Consider the following 13,945-nt stretch of genomic DNA (forward strand, 5'->3'; position numbering starts at 1 on the left):
TAACTGCCGATTCAAACCACACCTGTTATTTCTTTCTGAATCACTTTGGCCTTTTCTGATTTAACCAACTTGGATGACCCTAACTGTTATAGCGCCCTACCTCGTACCATCACATATGAGCGAAACCGACACTGGTGCGGCCGATGCAGGGCCGTTCGCGGAACAACAGCGGCTGTTCAAGCTGCTGTCCCAGGATACGCGCCATCTCATCATCCAAGAGCTGCTGGGCCACCCCGCACATCTGATGTCGCTCGCCGAACTCGAGTACATGACTGGAAAGAGCCAAGCAGCTATCAAAGATCAGCTGGAGACGTTGATCGACGCCGGGCTCCTCGCACGCTACACATACGACCCAAGTGAGGGAAAACGTGATCTCCCTTCCCAGTTCTACGGGTTCACGGAGCGAGGCGTCGAGATCCTCCACGACTACAAGTATCTCCGTGGCCTCCCGGTCGCACGCGCCCTCTACGAGAACACGCGGAAGACCGAGAAAGTCGAGCGCCACGAATCGGCGCCTCGACCGGAGATTCCGGATGCTGTTGCGCAAGCCCTCGAGTTTGACGAGCCCGATCTCGGCACCGTCGATGGTGGGACAACCCGATAGTTCGTCGGCGAACCACCGCTTTCAACACTCAACTGAGGTTGAGGAAACGTGGCCGGAGGCGAAATCGGACCGTTACCTCGCCTGATACCCGACCATCAGGACGAGTTGCCCAATGGATAGTCGTGAGACCGACAAGCGGTGTCCCTCAGACCCGGGCCAGGGGGTTTACCCATCGAGAACGATCGACCCATCTAACCGAACCGTCACGCTGTCTCCATGAGACTCGAACGTCACGCTCTGGCCTGAGTCGGCATCACTCTCGTGGAGGATTTCGAGGATATCTGGACCGATCGCGTCGTACAGTGAATGGAGGCCGGCCTCGTCTACGCCCTCACGTTCGGCCACTGCGTCGACGATCGCAGGCGCGGGGACTTCAGTGTCGTCGATCGTTGCGGTCGACCGCCTCGAAACCCCCCACAATCTCGACGTCCCACGCCCGCTCGGCATCGTGCCTCTCGACCGGCCACCCGCCCCGAACGTCGACGCCGTTGGCCGCTGCTTCCTGGAGGAGTCCAGCAAGCGCGACCTGAAACGCGCCTTCGTCCGTGACGCCCCCATCGGCCGTCGGCTGTCGCTGCACAGTGACCTCACTGCTCGACGTCGCCGTGATTCGATAGCCGTCAACCGTGAAACACTCCCCGGGGGCTGTCCGCGGTCGTATTTGACGAGTTCTTCGGCAATGTCGATGGCGGCCTCAGTCATCTTGACGAACCGCCGTTCGACGATATCGCGAGTATCCGAATCAGTCTTGTAGTCTGCACGACTGATGCGTTGTTTTCGGGTGAGAACACCCAGACTCTCGTCGATCGTTTCGACGGCGGTCAGAATCCTGTTGAGACGGTCGGATGGGAGTCCACCGTCTGTCATCCATCGTCCGCTGGCATACCCGTCGCTGGGACGTCAGTCGTGGTGTCGTCGAGATGATCGTCGATTCTGTCGAGAGCGGCATCGAACCGTTCGCGAGGCGACTGCAGGTCCGACTCAGTCGCCGTGAGCTGGCGTCGGAGTTCGTCGGCGTGGGTTTCCTCACCGACGATGAGAACCCCGTTGGCGAAGATGGCTGCTGCGAGTTGGGGCTGGACAGTCTGCAAATCGACGAGGTCCACATTAGATTCGAGTGCGTCACTGATGTCGGCACTCAGGCCGAGGAATACGTCATTGTAGTTCGGATCAGCGGGCTGGTGGTCGTCAAATTCGACCGCGATATCGATGTCGCTCTGCTCGTGAGTCGTCTCGGTTGCCTGGGAACCGAAGAGGATTGCAATCCGAATTGGATGCTCCCGGAGTACGGTCTGAAGCGCCTCGAGATCGAAACAGACATCGAGCGTACTCGATGCAAGAGTCCTCATCACTGAGACACACGTTTGCGATTCATATAAAACGCCGGTGGCAGCGTCCGGCTACTATCCCGCGGTTTACTGCGCTTCAATTATTCTTACTCTCTCTCGTTCAGTACCTTTTGAGCCTCGGCGAACATTTGTAAACACGGGTCGGGCCCGGTACGGCGTTCGGAAATGTTCTCCTTCACCGATTCGTACCGCTCTCGAAGTTCGATCGATAACTCCAGCGCGTCCACCGACTCAATCCCACATTCAGCCAGTTGTTGATCTTTCGGCATTCGTTCCAATACTCTGTGACACTCGTCACAAACGGCAATCAAGTTCGAGAAGGCATGCGGGTCGTCCGACTGAGACTCGGGTATGATGTGGTGGATATGTAGATTTCGGCCACTGGCGCACTCTGAGGCACCGCACCGTCGACACTCACGATCTCTGGAATGGACTATCGTCGCGATAAGGTCGTAATCTCGACCACGAGTGGTCACCCCACCATTGTAATTCGGGTGTCTTTTGCCCTGTCTCAGAAACCGATTCCATGCCTTGGAGCACTCCCGAGAGCAGTAATGTCGTCCCTCTGATTCCCACTCTCGAATTTCCATTTCCTCCCCACACCAGGTACATCTTATATTGATTGAGGTTTCCTCGTCGTGGACAGCCGACTGGTGACTGTGGAGGCCACCAATACCACGAAACTTGTCCCCACAGTATTCACAGCGTTGGTTCTTTTCAACCATCGTCGGGGTCTTGGACTCGCCCCTCCGTGTCAGCCTCAATTAACTCGGTTATTCGCTGTTCGAGGCTCTTCGAGCGAGGGACGGTGTTTTTCCACTTCTCCCACTTCTCATCATCAATCTGGAACTGATACTTGACCATGCTTTTGCTCTTCGATGCCTATACACTTAGTATTACTTAGTTCTTTATAGTGATACTCACTTTTACTAACTTTTAGAAACTATCACTAAGCGTCTTCATACAAGCCTGCTTCTTCGGAAGTTCAGTACATCAAAGACTCTGCCTAGTATTTGCGTCACCAGGCCTGGGCCTCCAAGAGACAGAAATCCACTCTCCCAGAGGGTTCTCCAACTTCAACACTGTACGTTTCGCTTTGTGCTTAACAACTGACTTCTTGTCCACTGCTGGTTGGACCACGACTGCAGACGATCCCTGTCACTAGTGCAGCGATTTGTACTCTGGTAGCCCGGACCCCCGTCGGATGACTGACATCAAGCTGGGGGATTCTCCAAACATCAACCCACAGTCACCCGGTCACGGACGACCCCACACGGCTCTTCAAACCGGCTTAAGACGGTGTGTTCAATTGTGAATTAAGAAGATGCTCTACCGGGCGTAGATTAGTCGTCTCGGGGGTCTTCGCTGAGTTCGTACAGTCCTTTGTGGATCTTCTTAACGTACCCCGCCATAACCAAGTCTCTCAGTCTTTGAGATATCAATTGTCTACTTTCTCCGGTGAGTTCAGACAAATAGCTCGGCGTACAACGGCCTTGGCTTAGTTCCCTCAGTATTTCACGATGTAATTCGTCCAAATCATCCGAAGAATCCATTTGAGTATCACATAGTATGCGCACGTACTTGATAGTGTATACGCTTTGCACTCAGAAACACATCGTATTTTACGTTGTAAAAGCTTATGACATCACAGGTGCTATCGCTGGTTGAGGAGTTTGCTGTTTAAATTCAGCCGGGTGTTGCAGCACCCGACTCGCACTTCTCAGCCAAGAGAAGCAATGACAACTACAACCGCACGTCCTGAAAAGGATATTGACGACCAGACCACGTGTAACAAGTCGTGGTGTGAGGGTGTCGAGACTGAACCACTCCCCTGCTTCGCGTGTTTCGAACTCGGGGTGAAAGAGACTCTTGAGGGGGCTGTGTGATGACGGTCAGCGACGACCACGTCCACGCGTGGAACCAGCCAGACGACCCTGACTGCCCTCAAGTGTTGACAACACCGGAGCAGGTACTGACTGGACTTCCACTCGGGTTAGCGACGCTCGAAGTGCTCTGTGACACATGTGGTACCAGCATGGGTGAGGGAGCGGACGTGTTCGTGTACGCGTACCGGGCCGCAGAGGCACCGCGATGGTCCCTCGCGGGGTGTTACTGTGAGACGTGTGCGCCGTCGGGGATCAGAAAGCCGACGCTTGGGACGACTGAAGTACTCGTCAGCGCCCAGTTGGCGGTCGTGTCGCATCCACGCGAACAGCGTCACAGTCTCTGTGTGTCCACGCCGACACTGCGGTCGTTCTCACCACCGACGCGAGGGTCCGCACCATGAGTGACTCGGGGAGTCGAGAATCGCTGGCTGCTCGACTGACTGCGCTCGAGGACACAGTCGAGAGCCTCGAAACACGAGTGGACGCCCTCGCGACTGTCGGTGCCGAGATGAACAGTAAGGAAGAGAAGTACGCTACTGTCCTGGAACTCGCGTTCGGGAAGTGCGGTGATTCCGAGACGGTTTCGGTCGGTCCCCACGAAATTCGAGAATGTACCAGTGTGTCCAGACGCTATGCGTACGAGTTAATCGATGACATGGGCACATCGTTGCCGGGATGTACGGTCCGCGAGTCGGACGTGGTAGAGACGATCACTGGAACCCGGCGTCGGTCGAAGGCACTACTTGTTGATCGTGCTGTCGTTCGGAGTCAAAATGGCTCTACCATACTCTCAGATCGGGCTGAATCGAGCGAAGAAGATGATGCGAGCGTACGGACTACGGGTGAATTGGAGGTGTTGAATGGGCTGACACCCCGTGGTTTCGAGGAGTACGTTGCGGACCTCTGGCGGGCCAGTGGGTATGAGTGTCGTCTCACGAAACAAAGCCGAGACAGCGGCGTCGACGTCGTCGCCGTGAAGGGAGACGAGCGAGTCCACATCCAGGTGAAACGGTATTCGGCCAGTGACGTTGGCATCGAGACTGTCCAGCGAGTCGCTGGGCTCTTAGTTGACGACGAGTTTGAGGCGTCGACGGTTCGAGTAGTCACGACGTCCGGATTCACTATGGATGCAACACAGCGGGCTGAGCGAATCGGCGATCTCGAGTTGGTCGACGGTCCTGCGGTCGTCGCGCGTGGGAGGGGTCTGGGACTTTCGCTCCACGGCGAGGATCACAAATACGAAACGGAGCTGACGGATGAGAAGGTCCTTTCCGTGATGGTACCTGGGGAACCCGTGACGACGAGTGAGGTAGCAGATGCGCTCGAGACGGACTCACGGTCGGTGCTGGTCCATCTTGAGTCGCTCGTGGAAGCAGGGGAGATTCGGCTCAAGCGGATTGGGGAGGAGTATGGGGTGTGGTATCGATAGCGGCTTGGGGAAGTCTGGTTGAGAGACGAGTCTGATTTGCTGCTTCGACGGGTCGTGTACAGGTCCGTAGAGCGAGTGGCGTAGTATCGGACATCTTAGTGTGGCTGTTCGTCCCAGTCCAGTGGAATCTGGTCTGTGTGTGGAGGCAACCGTTCTTCGTCGGGATCTTCGTAGTCGTAGACGTTCGTCGGGGAACTCAGGAGAATCGCCTGTTCGTTGCCGATAAGTTTGAACCCGTGCCAGCAATCGCCGGGAATTCGGATCACCTGTTGGTTGTGCTCGCCGATGACGAACTTGTTGACCTCGCCCCGTCTGGGGGGCGTCCCAGTCGTTATTATAGCCGACTTTGATCCGTCGCTGTGGACAGATGAAGGGATCGGTCTGTCCGCGGAGATGGCGGTGCCACGCTCTGATGACCCGGGTAGGACAAGAGAATAGTAGCTCCTCACTGGCTCGAGATCGTACTGATGTCGGGGTGTTAGTCAACGCTTCGGTACACGATCGTGAGTATCGGAAGTCACGCTCGGTCAATCGCGCGTCGATACACGGTCTCTGCCTGCTCGGCCACCGTATCCCAGTCGAACCGGGTTGCACGCTCCGTCGGGTTCACCGGTGGACGCTCCCCTGCGAGTGCCCGATCGAGCGCCTCGGCGACGCCGTCGACAGTCGGATCGACGAGATAGCCTGCGTCTCCCAGCACTTCATCGGCAGCCGAGCTCGGGTGGTTCGCAGCGATCACCGTGCAGTCCGCAGCCATCGCCTCGGCGTACGTGATCCCGAACCCTTCGCGAGTCGAGGGTGAGGCGAAGACGCGTGCAGCGCGCATGTGCCCGAGGACATCCTCATACTCGTCTAAGAACCCGAGGAAGGTGACACGGTCCCCGTGATCGAGTTGCTTCGCGTGTGCGTGTAGTTCGTCCGACTTCGGTCCGTCCCCAATGATGCCGAGTGTGATATCGTGGCGTGCGGCGACCCGGTCGAGCGCGTTGAGGAGAACGTCCACGCGTTTGTCCTCGATCAGTCGTCCCGCAAAGAGGACGTCGAACCCAGGTTGGCCGTCTGCTCGGTATGAGTCTGTCGGCAGTGGTGCGTTTCGGATCTGCCCGACGCCGATCCCGTTCGGCACGACATCGATTGCGTTTCTATCGGGACCGATGACGGCGAGTCTGTCGGCTGTGATCCCCGAGACGGCGACCGGGTGCTGTGGGGTTCGGGCGGTGACTCGTTCGATGAGCTTGCCACCGATGGCGAGGTTTCCGAGGTAGTCGTCCCAGTAGTCGCCCCACACTTCGTGCCAGGTGGTTACCAATGGTGTGTTCGTCAGGAGGGTGCAGAGTTTCGACGAGAGAACCGGGAAGTACGGGAAGACACTCGCGACGACGAGATCATGGTCGTTGATGTGCGGTCGGAGCGTGGGAACAAGGTGTGCGGAGAAGTCGATGGCCTCAGTGATCGAGCGCTGGCCGTCGTTGTTGTAGAGGTCGACGCCTGGGGCTGCCGCTCGGAGCGTCATTCCCTCGTAGGTGATTTCTTTCGGGCCGTCCCAGAAGTGCCGCCCGTAGACCGTGACGTCGTGACCTCGGTTTGTAAGACGAGTCCCGATTTCGTGTATGCGCTTTTCTGCACCGCCCTTGACGAACGGAAAGACGACGTTGGAGACGAAGCAAACACGCATTCGTGTCGCGCATGTCTTAGTGTGTGTTTTACTGTTCCGGTCCGTTGAGATGAATGGCTAAGGTATTGACAAATGAGATACCTCTGATGAATCATAATGTGAGGATGGCGAGGCTGAAGCCCTCCGGTCGTCATGTGTGCAGAGTTCGGTATGCGAGATAACTCGTAGAAAACCGTCTAATCAGGTTGATAACGAGTCCCTGCACCCATGGTACCTCCCAGACGAGTACGACCCCCATTGCCCGCAGGTGTTGACGACACCGGAACAGGTACTCATTGGACTTCCACTTGGGTTAGCGACGCTCGAAGCGCTCTGTGACACGTGTGGTACCAGCATGTATGAGGGAGGAGGCCTGTTCGTGTATGCGTACCGGGCCGTAGAGACACCCCGATGTTGGCTCGCGGGGTGTTACTGTGAAACGTGTACACCGTCAGGGACTCGAAAGCCGACGCGCGGTACAACTGGAGTACTCGTCGGCGCCCAGTTAGCCGTCGTTTCGCTCCCGCAGGAACGGCGTCACAGTCCCTAAATGTTAAACTACTATTCTCTAGCGAGTCTCTCACAGTGATGTCGCGGCCGGGTCAGGAAGCAGTCTTTATTCTACATAAGATAGCTTGGAGCAGTTTTAATATCTGCGGAGAATCAGGAGATTCACACCGCGAGCTCGGAAAGTCCGAGACGAATGAAAACTGTCATACTCGCTGCCGGGGAGGGGGACGCGTCTCTAACCGCTCACCGAGGACAAACCGAAGGGGATAGTCAAAGTCGATGGCAAGCCGATCTTGACCCACCGTCTCGAAGAGTTGGCCGATCTCGGCGTTGACGAGTTCGTCATCGTCGTCGGCTACCTGAAACAGGAGATCATCGACCACTACGGTGACGAGTATCGGGGCATTCCGATCACCTACGCCCACCAGCGTGAGCAGCAGGGGCTGGCGCACGCGTTACTCACCATACAGGAGCACACCGACGACGACTTCATGCTCATGCTCGGTGACAACGTCTTCGAGGCGAACCCCGAGGACGTTGTGCGCCGACAGCGTGAGGACCGCGCTGACGCGGCGTTCCTCGTCGAGGAGGTCCCGTTGGAGGACGCCTCCCGCTACGGGTCTGTGGCACCAACAAGTACGGCGAAATCGTCGAGGTAGTCGAGAAACCCGAGGACCCACCGTCGAATTTGATGATGACTGGTTTCTACACGTTCTCACCCGCTATTTTCCACGCGTGCGAGCTGGTGCAGCCGTCGAACCGTGGCGAGTACGAGATTAGTGAGGCCGTGGAACCGCTTATCCGGTCGGGGCGTACGATTGATGCCGTTCAGCTCGATGGGTGGCGGATGGATATCGGGTATCCAGAGGATCGGGAGGAGGCTGAACGGTGGTTGCGAGAAGGGTCTGAGCTGGCGACTGAGTAACATATTGTGTCAATAGGAGTATCAGTTAGACAGACAGCCTAACTACTGTCGGTAGTTCCCATCACGTCAGCTGATAGCTACGACTGTCGTGGTTAGATTCTCAGGAAGCGTCTGGATGGGTGTTGATGAAGTGTTTATACCATCCAGACACTGTTCTTACGGCCTCTGACCTTGAAATCTTAGCGGAAGGCCTCCTCGCAGAGCTACCGATACCCGGAGTCGAAGGCTGCGGCTTCGACTCCGGGATTATCCGACGGACGCTCCTCCAAGCAGCTGTTGACCAGACCTCGATCAAGGCGGTCACCGACAGCACTCGTGGAACCTACTCCGACGACTACACGCTTGCTCAGCTTCACACCATCCCACCTGAAGAACTCGAAGCCACCGTCAACCTCCTCCTCAGACAACAGGCGACGATGATCCTCGGCCCCGGCCCGAGGATCATCTGTCTTGACTTCGTCGACGTCCACTACCACGGCTGTCCACACCACTCTCCCGGTGAACTCTGTCACACGACGCCCCGCGATGGCACCTCACAGTGCCATCGCTACCTCGCTGGATTCGTCCTCTGTCGGGCGAAACCACTCGTCGTCGCCGTCACTGCTGTTCGTGGAGACGAACCAATAAGCGACGCGGTCGAGCGACTGCTCGACCACGTCGCGGCACTTCCCTTCGATGTCGCCAGTCTCCTCTGTGACCGCGGGTTCTACAACGGGGCGTGCATCCAGCGGTTGCGTGAGACTGCTCCGGTCGTTCTCCCGGTCATCCGACGCGGCCAACGGATGGCCGAGAAACTAGAGACGTCGATCTCCTACTGGACGGAGTACACAATGTACGAGGGAAGCGAGCGGGAACTGCGCTTCCCGCTCGCTGTCTGTGTCTCCTACCGACAGGGCAAGCGGGGGAAGCACGGACTGCTTGTTCGTGCCTACATGGCGTGCGATCTGGCTGATCGCACGCCGAAGGAGGTTGAGGCTCTCTACCGGAAACGATCAGCCATCGAGACAGCCTTTCGAACCATGCGCGAAGCGCGCGTGCACGCACAACCACGACCGACCCGGTCGTTCGGTTGGTGTTCGTGCTGGTGAGTTTCCTGTTGCGGAATCTGTGGCTGATCGTTCGCTGGGGCGTGCTCGCCACGCCGCGGCGCGGCGGGCGAGCACTACCCGTGTGGTTCCGCTTCGAGGTATTCCGAGCGTGGATCAACCACACGCTCGACGAACTGCTACACCGGAAGTGGGAAGCACCGACCAATGGTGTGGGGATTCCCGCGACGTATGGTCAGCTGGACGCGGGCTGACCGAGCCCGCGTCCAGCGAGTGCCCCTGAAGAGCAGTTGCTAGGCATCGCCATCACATATTCGGCGCTCTCACTGACGTGAGACCGCCTTTCGCTGGCTATTGTCTCCGTACCGAGATCGAACTTGTCGCTTCCGCCGTGGAAAATCAAGTCAGCGTGTAGAACCGATGGGAACTACCGACTGTAGTTGAAGCTAACCGTTCATCAATAGGGAGAGGAGTCCATTCACTATCTGCGGGCAGGGTAAACTAACGGTGAGGCTCGTGCAAGTTGACTCACTGAGAGGGTGTCATAGAAGAGTTCTCACACCGTGATCACGGTACTTCCCGGATTGTCTCCACGTTCGTAGTTGGTGATTGCGACGACGAGGCGAAGGCACAGGGCGAGAAATACCTGCGCCCGTGCGTGGACGCGGCCTCGGGCGTGCGTTCGCCCGAGGCCGCAGTCCTTCACTGATTCGTTGGTTCGTTCGACTCCACTACGGCGGTTGTACGTCTCATCCAACGTGGACTGCTTCAACTGAACGTCCTCGCCGTGTTCGGTGATGCGGTCTTCGACCCTGTACTCAATGTCTTTCGGGTCATCAGCGTTCCGGGCGTTGTATGGAGCGACTGGCACGACCCCTGCGGTCAGCAGGTGGTCGTGCCAGTCGAGCGTGTCGTAGGCGCTGTCACCGACCATCCAGATCGGTGTGGCGACGGCGAGCGCGTCACGCGTGACGCGCATCGCCGTCTCTTCTGGCGCTTGCTTACTCTCGGTGAACTCCGCTCCGATCGGGATCTTTTGCCCGGTCGAGACGATCGTACAGCCGTAGCCGTAGTAGTACTCGTCGTCGGTTGGATCGTAGCACTTTGAGGCGTCTGGATCGGCGGGCATCGCCCTCACGTCTGTTGAATCGATACAGTAGGTCAAGTCGAGCAGGCCGCGCCGGGCGGCCTGCTCGACGAGGTGGTCGAACACCTTGTCAACGACGTGTTCAAGATCGGTGAGAAAGCGATCGACCGCGTCTCTCGACGGCGGTCGATCGAATCCACAGCTCAGCCAGACGACCGTGTTCCGAAGCTCTCGTTCAACGGGACGAATGCCGTAGATGTCCTTGTAGTAGCAGTGGAGAAAGCCACGCATCAGTTCTGGTGGTTCGTGGTCTCGTGTTCGCCCCGTCTTCGCCGGGGCGAACACGTCGAACTCTTCGAGAAACTCGAAAGAGAGGTGCTCGAACAGCGCTAGCGTCTCTGTCTCCACGGCATTGAAGAACGAGTCTACCGAAGGATCATCTTGCAGGGTCGCTGAACTCATCCACCTCAGCGTTCACCCTGCTCTTTGGTGTGCTAATCGTTCTATGACACCCTCTCACTGAAGAAATGGAGGTTGAGTGGCCACTCTGGTTAAGCAGCAGAAGGTTACTGCGGAGGTGCAGGACATACAACGTCGGAAGTTTCCGAGCGACTGTATAGACTAGACCAAGTCCGTTTGTTCCTTCTTTACATTGAGAGAGTCAAAACTGCTTCATTGCTCGTTGCGATTAAATCAGAGTCTGTTATGTATCTCAGATAAATTACAAAGTGCTCCGAGAAGACTAAATGCTACTAAAATATTGTAATAGCTACTGTCCATGACCTCACTACTCCGTTCAGTGCTATCCATATTTTCTGGGAAGGTAGCTGGAATCATAATTGGGTTTGTGTTTACACCCATCCTTGTTCGTATTATTTCACAACCACAGTATGGAGTTTATGCAAGTGTATTCGCGGCTTATAGCATTGTAACCCTAATCTCCAAGGGAGGCCTATTCGATGCAACTAGAAAAATGGTTTCGGAATATATTGGTGATAAAGATACGATTTCTTCAATCGTTTCTACTTCCTTATGCCTTAGCGTATTTTACGCGTTAATAGTTTCAAGCATCGCAATAATAATTACCTGGACCGGTATAATCCCCGATATATACATTCCATACGTATGGATATTGGCCGGTCTCGTATTATTCAGAAATATTTTCGCTATCATCAGAGGAACATTGTATGGACTTCAACATGAATCCATTGGTGAAATCTTAAAAGTAAGCCAACGGATTGTGTATTCTATTCTCGCACTGTTGCTAGCGTATATCGGTTATGATGTCTTTGGAGTGTTTGTAGCGTATGTACTCTCCTTCGTCGTGTTTACTGGATTCGGTCTGGTTTTGTTGTTTAGATACTCGTCATATAGCCTCCCAGAAGTAGCGGATTTAACCTCATACACCCATGAACTCGTCTCATTCGGTGGATATCAATTGATTGGTGGGATAAGTGCCCTCTTATTATACAAATCCGATATTTTGCTCGTGGAGTTTTATGAAGGTACTACGTCAACGGCTCTTTATCAGAGCGCAATAATCCCAGCTGAGATGATCTGGTTTGTCCCATCCGCCATACAACTCGCATTTCTCCAGCATACGGCAAGTCTATGGTCTGATGATGAAATTGACAAAATAAACGAAAATATTAAAATAGGAGTGAAGTATTCGGTATTATCCCTGGCACTGTTTGGAGTAGGACTATTTTCACTCGCCGAGCCGTTTCTTGCAATATATTTTGGTCCAGAATACACAGATTCATCAACAGTATTACAATTACTTATAATTGGGACGATTTTCTTCGGTATTTCGAGAGTGATTGCGCCCGTATTTCAAGCCACAGGGTTGGTGAAGCAAACAGAGTTAATAACAGTCTGTGCACTTGTCGTGAATATTTCTTTGAATCTGATTTTGATACCTATGTACGGAATCATAGGGGCCGGGATCGGGACCGCGACTTCCTACGTGGTTATGTTTGTTGGTAATTTTCTTCTTTGGATTCACTCACCATTTGACTTGGTTCCTAAAGATTGGGTAATTAAGTTGGTATTGGTTCAGTCATTGTTCGCTGTTTGTTTCTTCACCTTTGTCTCTTGGTCTAATTTTCCTCCCTTGATATCCTTGATTGTTTCACCGCCGGTCGGACTTCTACTGTTTCTGGGTATGAATGTCATGGCAGGCTTCATCCCAGCGTGGAAAATCCGATCAGCCGTTAGTCAAATAGGCTGAAACGCATTTATTGAATGATAAACAAGCTCCGAATCGCACTTAATCGGAGATATCGATAGAGTTTTTTTGCCATGGAGATTTCTGCGTACAGTGACAGTTGCTTTCTTGCCGGACAATCGGAGCGGGAACCCGTATCAGACAAATCTTGCTGAGTCGTTATCGGAATCAGTTGTGTTTGACACTGGGGATAGGTTCCTTCCGATTCATAAGACAGTGAGAGAAAATCAGAATGTTTCAATCGTTCATTTTCATTGGCTTACACCATATATACTAGAAGAATCATTGTTCAAGACGGTTGGCAGAATACTCCTTACATTTTTGCAATTAGTTTCCCTACAAATAAGAGGGGTGAAAATTGTATGGACGGTACATAACGTTATGTCACATCAATCAGATCATCCGCTCCTTGAGAGGTGGTTCAAGCATGTATTTATTAGACTGAAGATTTGTGATTTCATGTTTATTCATTGTGAGAAGGTTTCAGAACAGATCGTGGATGAGTATCAGCTTGCGGATGCGCATATTAGAAACAGAACTCAGGTGATTTCTCACGGTCATTACATATCCAACTACGAGAATACCATATCAGCCACAGAGGCAAGGAATAGTCTTGGGCTTGATCCTGAAGCAATCGTGTTTTTGTTTTTTGGGCAAATTCGTCCCTACAAAGGTATCCCGAATTTGATTCGTCAGTTTAAGTCATTTGAAAATTCGAGTGCTAACCTGTTAATCGTTGGGAATCCAGTAGATGAATCAATCAAAGAAGAAATAACGAATCAGGCTTTAAATGACGAGCGAATCAAAACCAACTTCGGCTTTATACCCGGAGACAAGATTCAGATCTTCATGAATTCTGCTGATGCTGTTGTATTACCATATAATAAAATTACAACTTCTGGGAGTTTGATACTCGCGATGTCATTCGGAAGAGCCATTATCGCCCCTCGTGTTGGTTGCATCCCTGAATTATTGGATGAGAGGGGAGGATTGATGTACGGAGTGGAGGATAACGAGGGGTTAGGAAACGCAATGAGGGAAGCCAGTAAGAGGGACTTGGATTCCATGGGTCATTACAACGAACGGGTTGTTCGGGAATTTAGTTGGACAGAAATCGCAGATAAGACATCCGAGATTTACTCACGCCTTCTCAGCAGGTAACCTAGCACCAACAATTCGTAGCTACATATATTATTGAACATCTCTAATCATTTCATTCTCGGCCATC

13 protein-coding genes and 3 pseudogenes are annotated in these 13,945 nt (G+C 54.0%); 8 read left to right on the forward strand and 8 right to left on the reverse strand.

The annotated features are described in order from the left end of the window. Window positions 1-115 precede the first annotated feature (115 nt). Complete coding sequence (locus NKJ07_RS01500; RefSeq protein ID WP_318568834.1) at window positions 116-604, forward strand: winged helix-turn-helix domain-containing protein; 489 nt, start codon at window positions 116-118, stop codon at window positions 602-604. Window positions 605-769: 165 nt separating this feature from the next. Here the strand turns inward: NKJ07_RS01500 and NKJ07_RS01505 are convergent, their stop codons facing one another. The 5 genes from NKJ07_RS01505 to NKJ07_RS01520 form a co-directional block, all read right to left on the reverse strand. Continuing rightward, the gene (locus NKJ07_RS01505; protein ID WP_318568835.1) at window positions 770-1,471 is read right to left on the reverse strand and encodes a HalOD1 output domain-containing protein; all 702 of its coding nucleotides are present in this window, start codon (window positions 1,469-1,471) and stop codon (window positions 770-772) included. Continuing rightward, window positions 1,468-1,953, reverse strand: a complete 486-nt coding sequence (gene mntA, locus NKJ07_RS01510; RefSeq protein WP_318568836.1) for a type VII toxin-antitoxin system MntA family adenylyltransferase antitoxin — start codon at window positions 1,951-1,953, stop codon at window positions 1,468-1,470. The genes NKJ07_RS01505 and mntA overlap by 4 nt, the downstream gene beginning before the upstream one ends. An 86-nt stretch (window positions 1,954-2,039) precedes the next feature. Continuing rightward, window positions 2,040-2,678: an HNH endonuclease gene (locus NKJ07_RS24360; RefSeq protein WP_425504707.1), complete on the reverse strand. Its 639-nt coding sequence runs from the start codon at window positions 2,676-2,678 to the stop codon at window positions 2,040-2,042. Beyond that, a complete protein-coding gene (locus tag NKJ07_RS01515) occupies window positions 2,671-2,817 on the reverse strand; it encodes a hypothetical protein (RefSeq protein WP_318568837.1) in 147 nt (48 codons plus the stop codon). The genes NKJ07_RS24360 and NKJ07_RS01515 overlap by 8 nt, the downstream gene beginning before the upstream one ends. A 479-nt stretch (window positions 2,818-3,296) precedes the next feature. Further along, on the reverse strand, window positions 3,297-3,506 hold the full coding sequence (locus NKJ07_RS01520; protein WP_318568838.1) for a winged helix-turn-helix domain-containing protein: 210 nt from the start codon (window positions 3,504-3,506) through the stop codon (window positions 3,297-3,299). 332 nt (window positions 3,507-3,838) lie between these two features. Here NKJ07_RS01520 and NKJ07_RS24560 point away from each other — a divergent pair, with 332 nt between their 5' ends. Next, a complete protein-coding gene (locus NKJ07_RS24560) occupies window positions 3,839-4,240 on the forward strand; it encodes a DUF8112 family protein (RefSeq protein ID WP_484593988.1) in 402 nt (133 codons plus the stop codon). Continuing rightward, complete coding sequence (locus NKJ07_RS01525) at window positions 4,237-5,268, forward strand: restriction endonuclease (protein WP_318568839.1); 1,032 nt, start codon at window positions 4,237-4,239, stop codon at window positions 5,266-5,268. Before NKJ07_RS24560 ends, NKJ07_RS01525 begins: the two co-directional genes overlap by 4 nt. 95 nt (window positions 5,269-5,363) lie before the next feature. Here the strand turns inward: NKJ07_RS01525 and NKJ07_RS01530 are convergent. Both NKJ07_RS01530 and NKJ07_RS01535 read right to left on the reverse strand, forming a co-directional pair. Beyond that, window positions 5,364-5,735, reverse strand: a pseudogene (locus tag NKJ07_RS01530) (dTDP-4-dehydrorhamnose 3,5-epimerase family protein); the annotation flags it as partial. Between the two features lie 50 nt (window positions 5,736-5,785). Then, the gene (locus tag NKJ07_RS01535; protein WP_318568840.1) at window positions 5,786-6,943 is read right to left on the reverse strand and encodes a glycosyltransferase family 4 protein; all 1,158 of its coding nucleotides are present in this window, start codon (window positions 6,941-6,943) and stop codon (window positions 5,786-5,788) included. Between the two features lie 247 nt (window positions 6,944-7,190). On the opposite strand from NKJ07_RS01535, the gene NKJ07_RS24565 reads away from it, so the two are divergent. The 3 genes and pseudogenes from NKJ07_RS24565 (at window position 7,191) to NKJ07_RS01545 (ending at window position 9,657) form a co-directional block, all read left to right on the forward strand. After that, the gene (locus NKJ07_RS24565; RefSeq protein WP_484593992.1) at window positions 7,191-7,472 is read left to right on the forward strand and encodes a DUF8112 family protein; all 282 of its coding nucleotides are present in this window, start codon (window positions 7,191-7,193) and stop codon (window positions 7,470-7,472) included. A gap of 153 nt (window positions 7,473-7,625) precedes the next feature. Further along, window positions 7,626-8,357: pseudogene (locus NKJ07_RS01540) on the forward strand (sugar phosphate nucleotidyltransferase). A 125-nt stretch (window positions 8,358-8,482) separates the two neighbouring features. Then, window positions 8,483-9,657 (forward strand): annotated as a pseudogene (locus tag NKJ07_RS01545) (ISH3 family transposase). Between the two features lie 302 nt (window positions 9,658-9,959). Here NKJ07_RS01545 and NKJ07_RS01550 read toward each other — a convergent pair. Then, window positions 9,960-10,952, reverse strand: coding sequence for a transposase (locus NKJ07_RS01550; protein WP_318566693.1), 993 nt, complete (start codon window positions 10,950-10,952; stop codon window positions 9,960-9,962). Between the two features lie 316 nt (window positions 10,953-11,268). Here NKJ07_RS01550 and NKJ07_RS01555 point away from each other — a divergent pair, with 316 nt between their 5' ends. Both NKJ07_RS01555 and NKJ07_RS01560 read left to right on the forward strand, forming a co-directional pair. Then, the gene (locus NKJ07_RS01555; RefSeq protein WP_318568841.1) at window positions 11,269-12,720 is read left to right on the forward strand and encodes a flippase; all 1,452 of its coding nucleotides are present in this window, start codon (window positions 11,269-11,271) and stop codon (window positions 12,718-12,720) included. Between the two features lie 90 nt (window positions 12,721-12,810). Further along, a complete protein-coding gene (locus NKJ07_RS01560) occupies window positions 12,811-13,878 on the forward strand; it encodes a glycosyltransferase family 4 protein (protein ID WP_318568842.1) in 1,068 nt (355 codons plus the stop codon). Window positions 13,879-13,945 lie beyond the last annotated feature (67 nt).

This window comes from Salinigranum marinum, assembly GCF_024228675.1.
GTDB lineage: Archaea > Halobacteriota > Halobacteria > Halobacteriales > Haloferacaceae > Salinigranum > Salinigranum marinum.

Excerpts from the sequence above, each read along its gene's own strand:
- NKJ07_RS01505 (WP_318568835.1), bottom strand. The coding sequence starts at position 1,471 with ATGACAGACGGTGGACTCCCATCCGACCGTCTCAACAGGATTCTGACC.
- mntA (WP_318568836.1), bottom strand. The coding sequence starts at position 1,953 with ATGAGGACTCTTGCATCGAGTACGCTCGATGTCTGTTTCGATCTCGAG.
- NKJ07_RS01550 (WP_318566693.1), bottom strand. The coding sequence starts at position 10,952 with ATGAGTTCAGCGACCCTGCAAGATGATCCTTCGGTAGACTCGTTCTTC.
- NKJ07_RS01525 (WP_318568839.1), top strand. The coding sequence starts at position 4,237 with ATGAGTGACTCGGGGAGTCGAGAATCGCTGGCTGCTCGACTGACTGCG.
- NKJ07_RS01555 (WP_318568841.1), top strand. The coding sequence starts at position 11,269 with ATGACCTCACTACTCCGTTCAGTGCTATCCATATTTTCTGGGAAGGTA.
- NKJ07_RS01520 (WP_318568838.1), bottom strand. The coding sequence starts at position 3,506 with ATGGATTCTTCGGATGATTTGGACGAATTACATCGTGAAATACTGAGG.
- NKJ07_RS01500 (WP_318568834.1), top strand. The coding sequence starts at position 116 with ATGAGCGAAACCGACACTGGTGCGGCCGATGCAGGGCCGTTCGCGGAA.
- NKJ07_RS24360 (WP_425504707.1), bottom strand. The coding sequence starts at position 2,678 with ATGGTTGAAAAGAACCAACGCTGTGAATACTGTGGGGACAAGTTTCGT.
- NKJ07_RS01535 (WP_318568840.1), bottom strand. The coding sequence starts at position 6,943 with ATGCGTGTTTGCTTCGTCTCCAACGTCGTCTTTCCGTTCGTCAAGGGC.
- NKJ07_RS24560 (WP_484593988.1), top strand. The coding sequence starts at position 3,839 with ATGACGGTCAGCGACGACCACGTCCACGCGTGGAACCAGCCAGACGAC.
- NKJ07_RS01515 (WP_318568837.1), bottom strand. The coding sequence starts at position 2,817 with ATGGTCAAGTATCAGTTCCAGATTGATGATGAGAAGTGGGAGAAGTGG.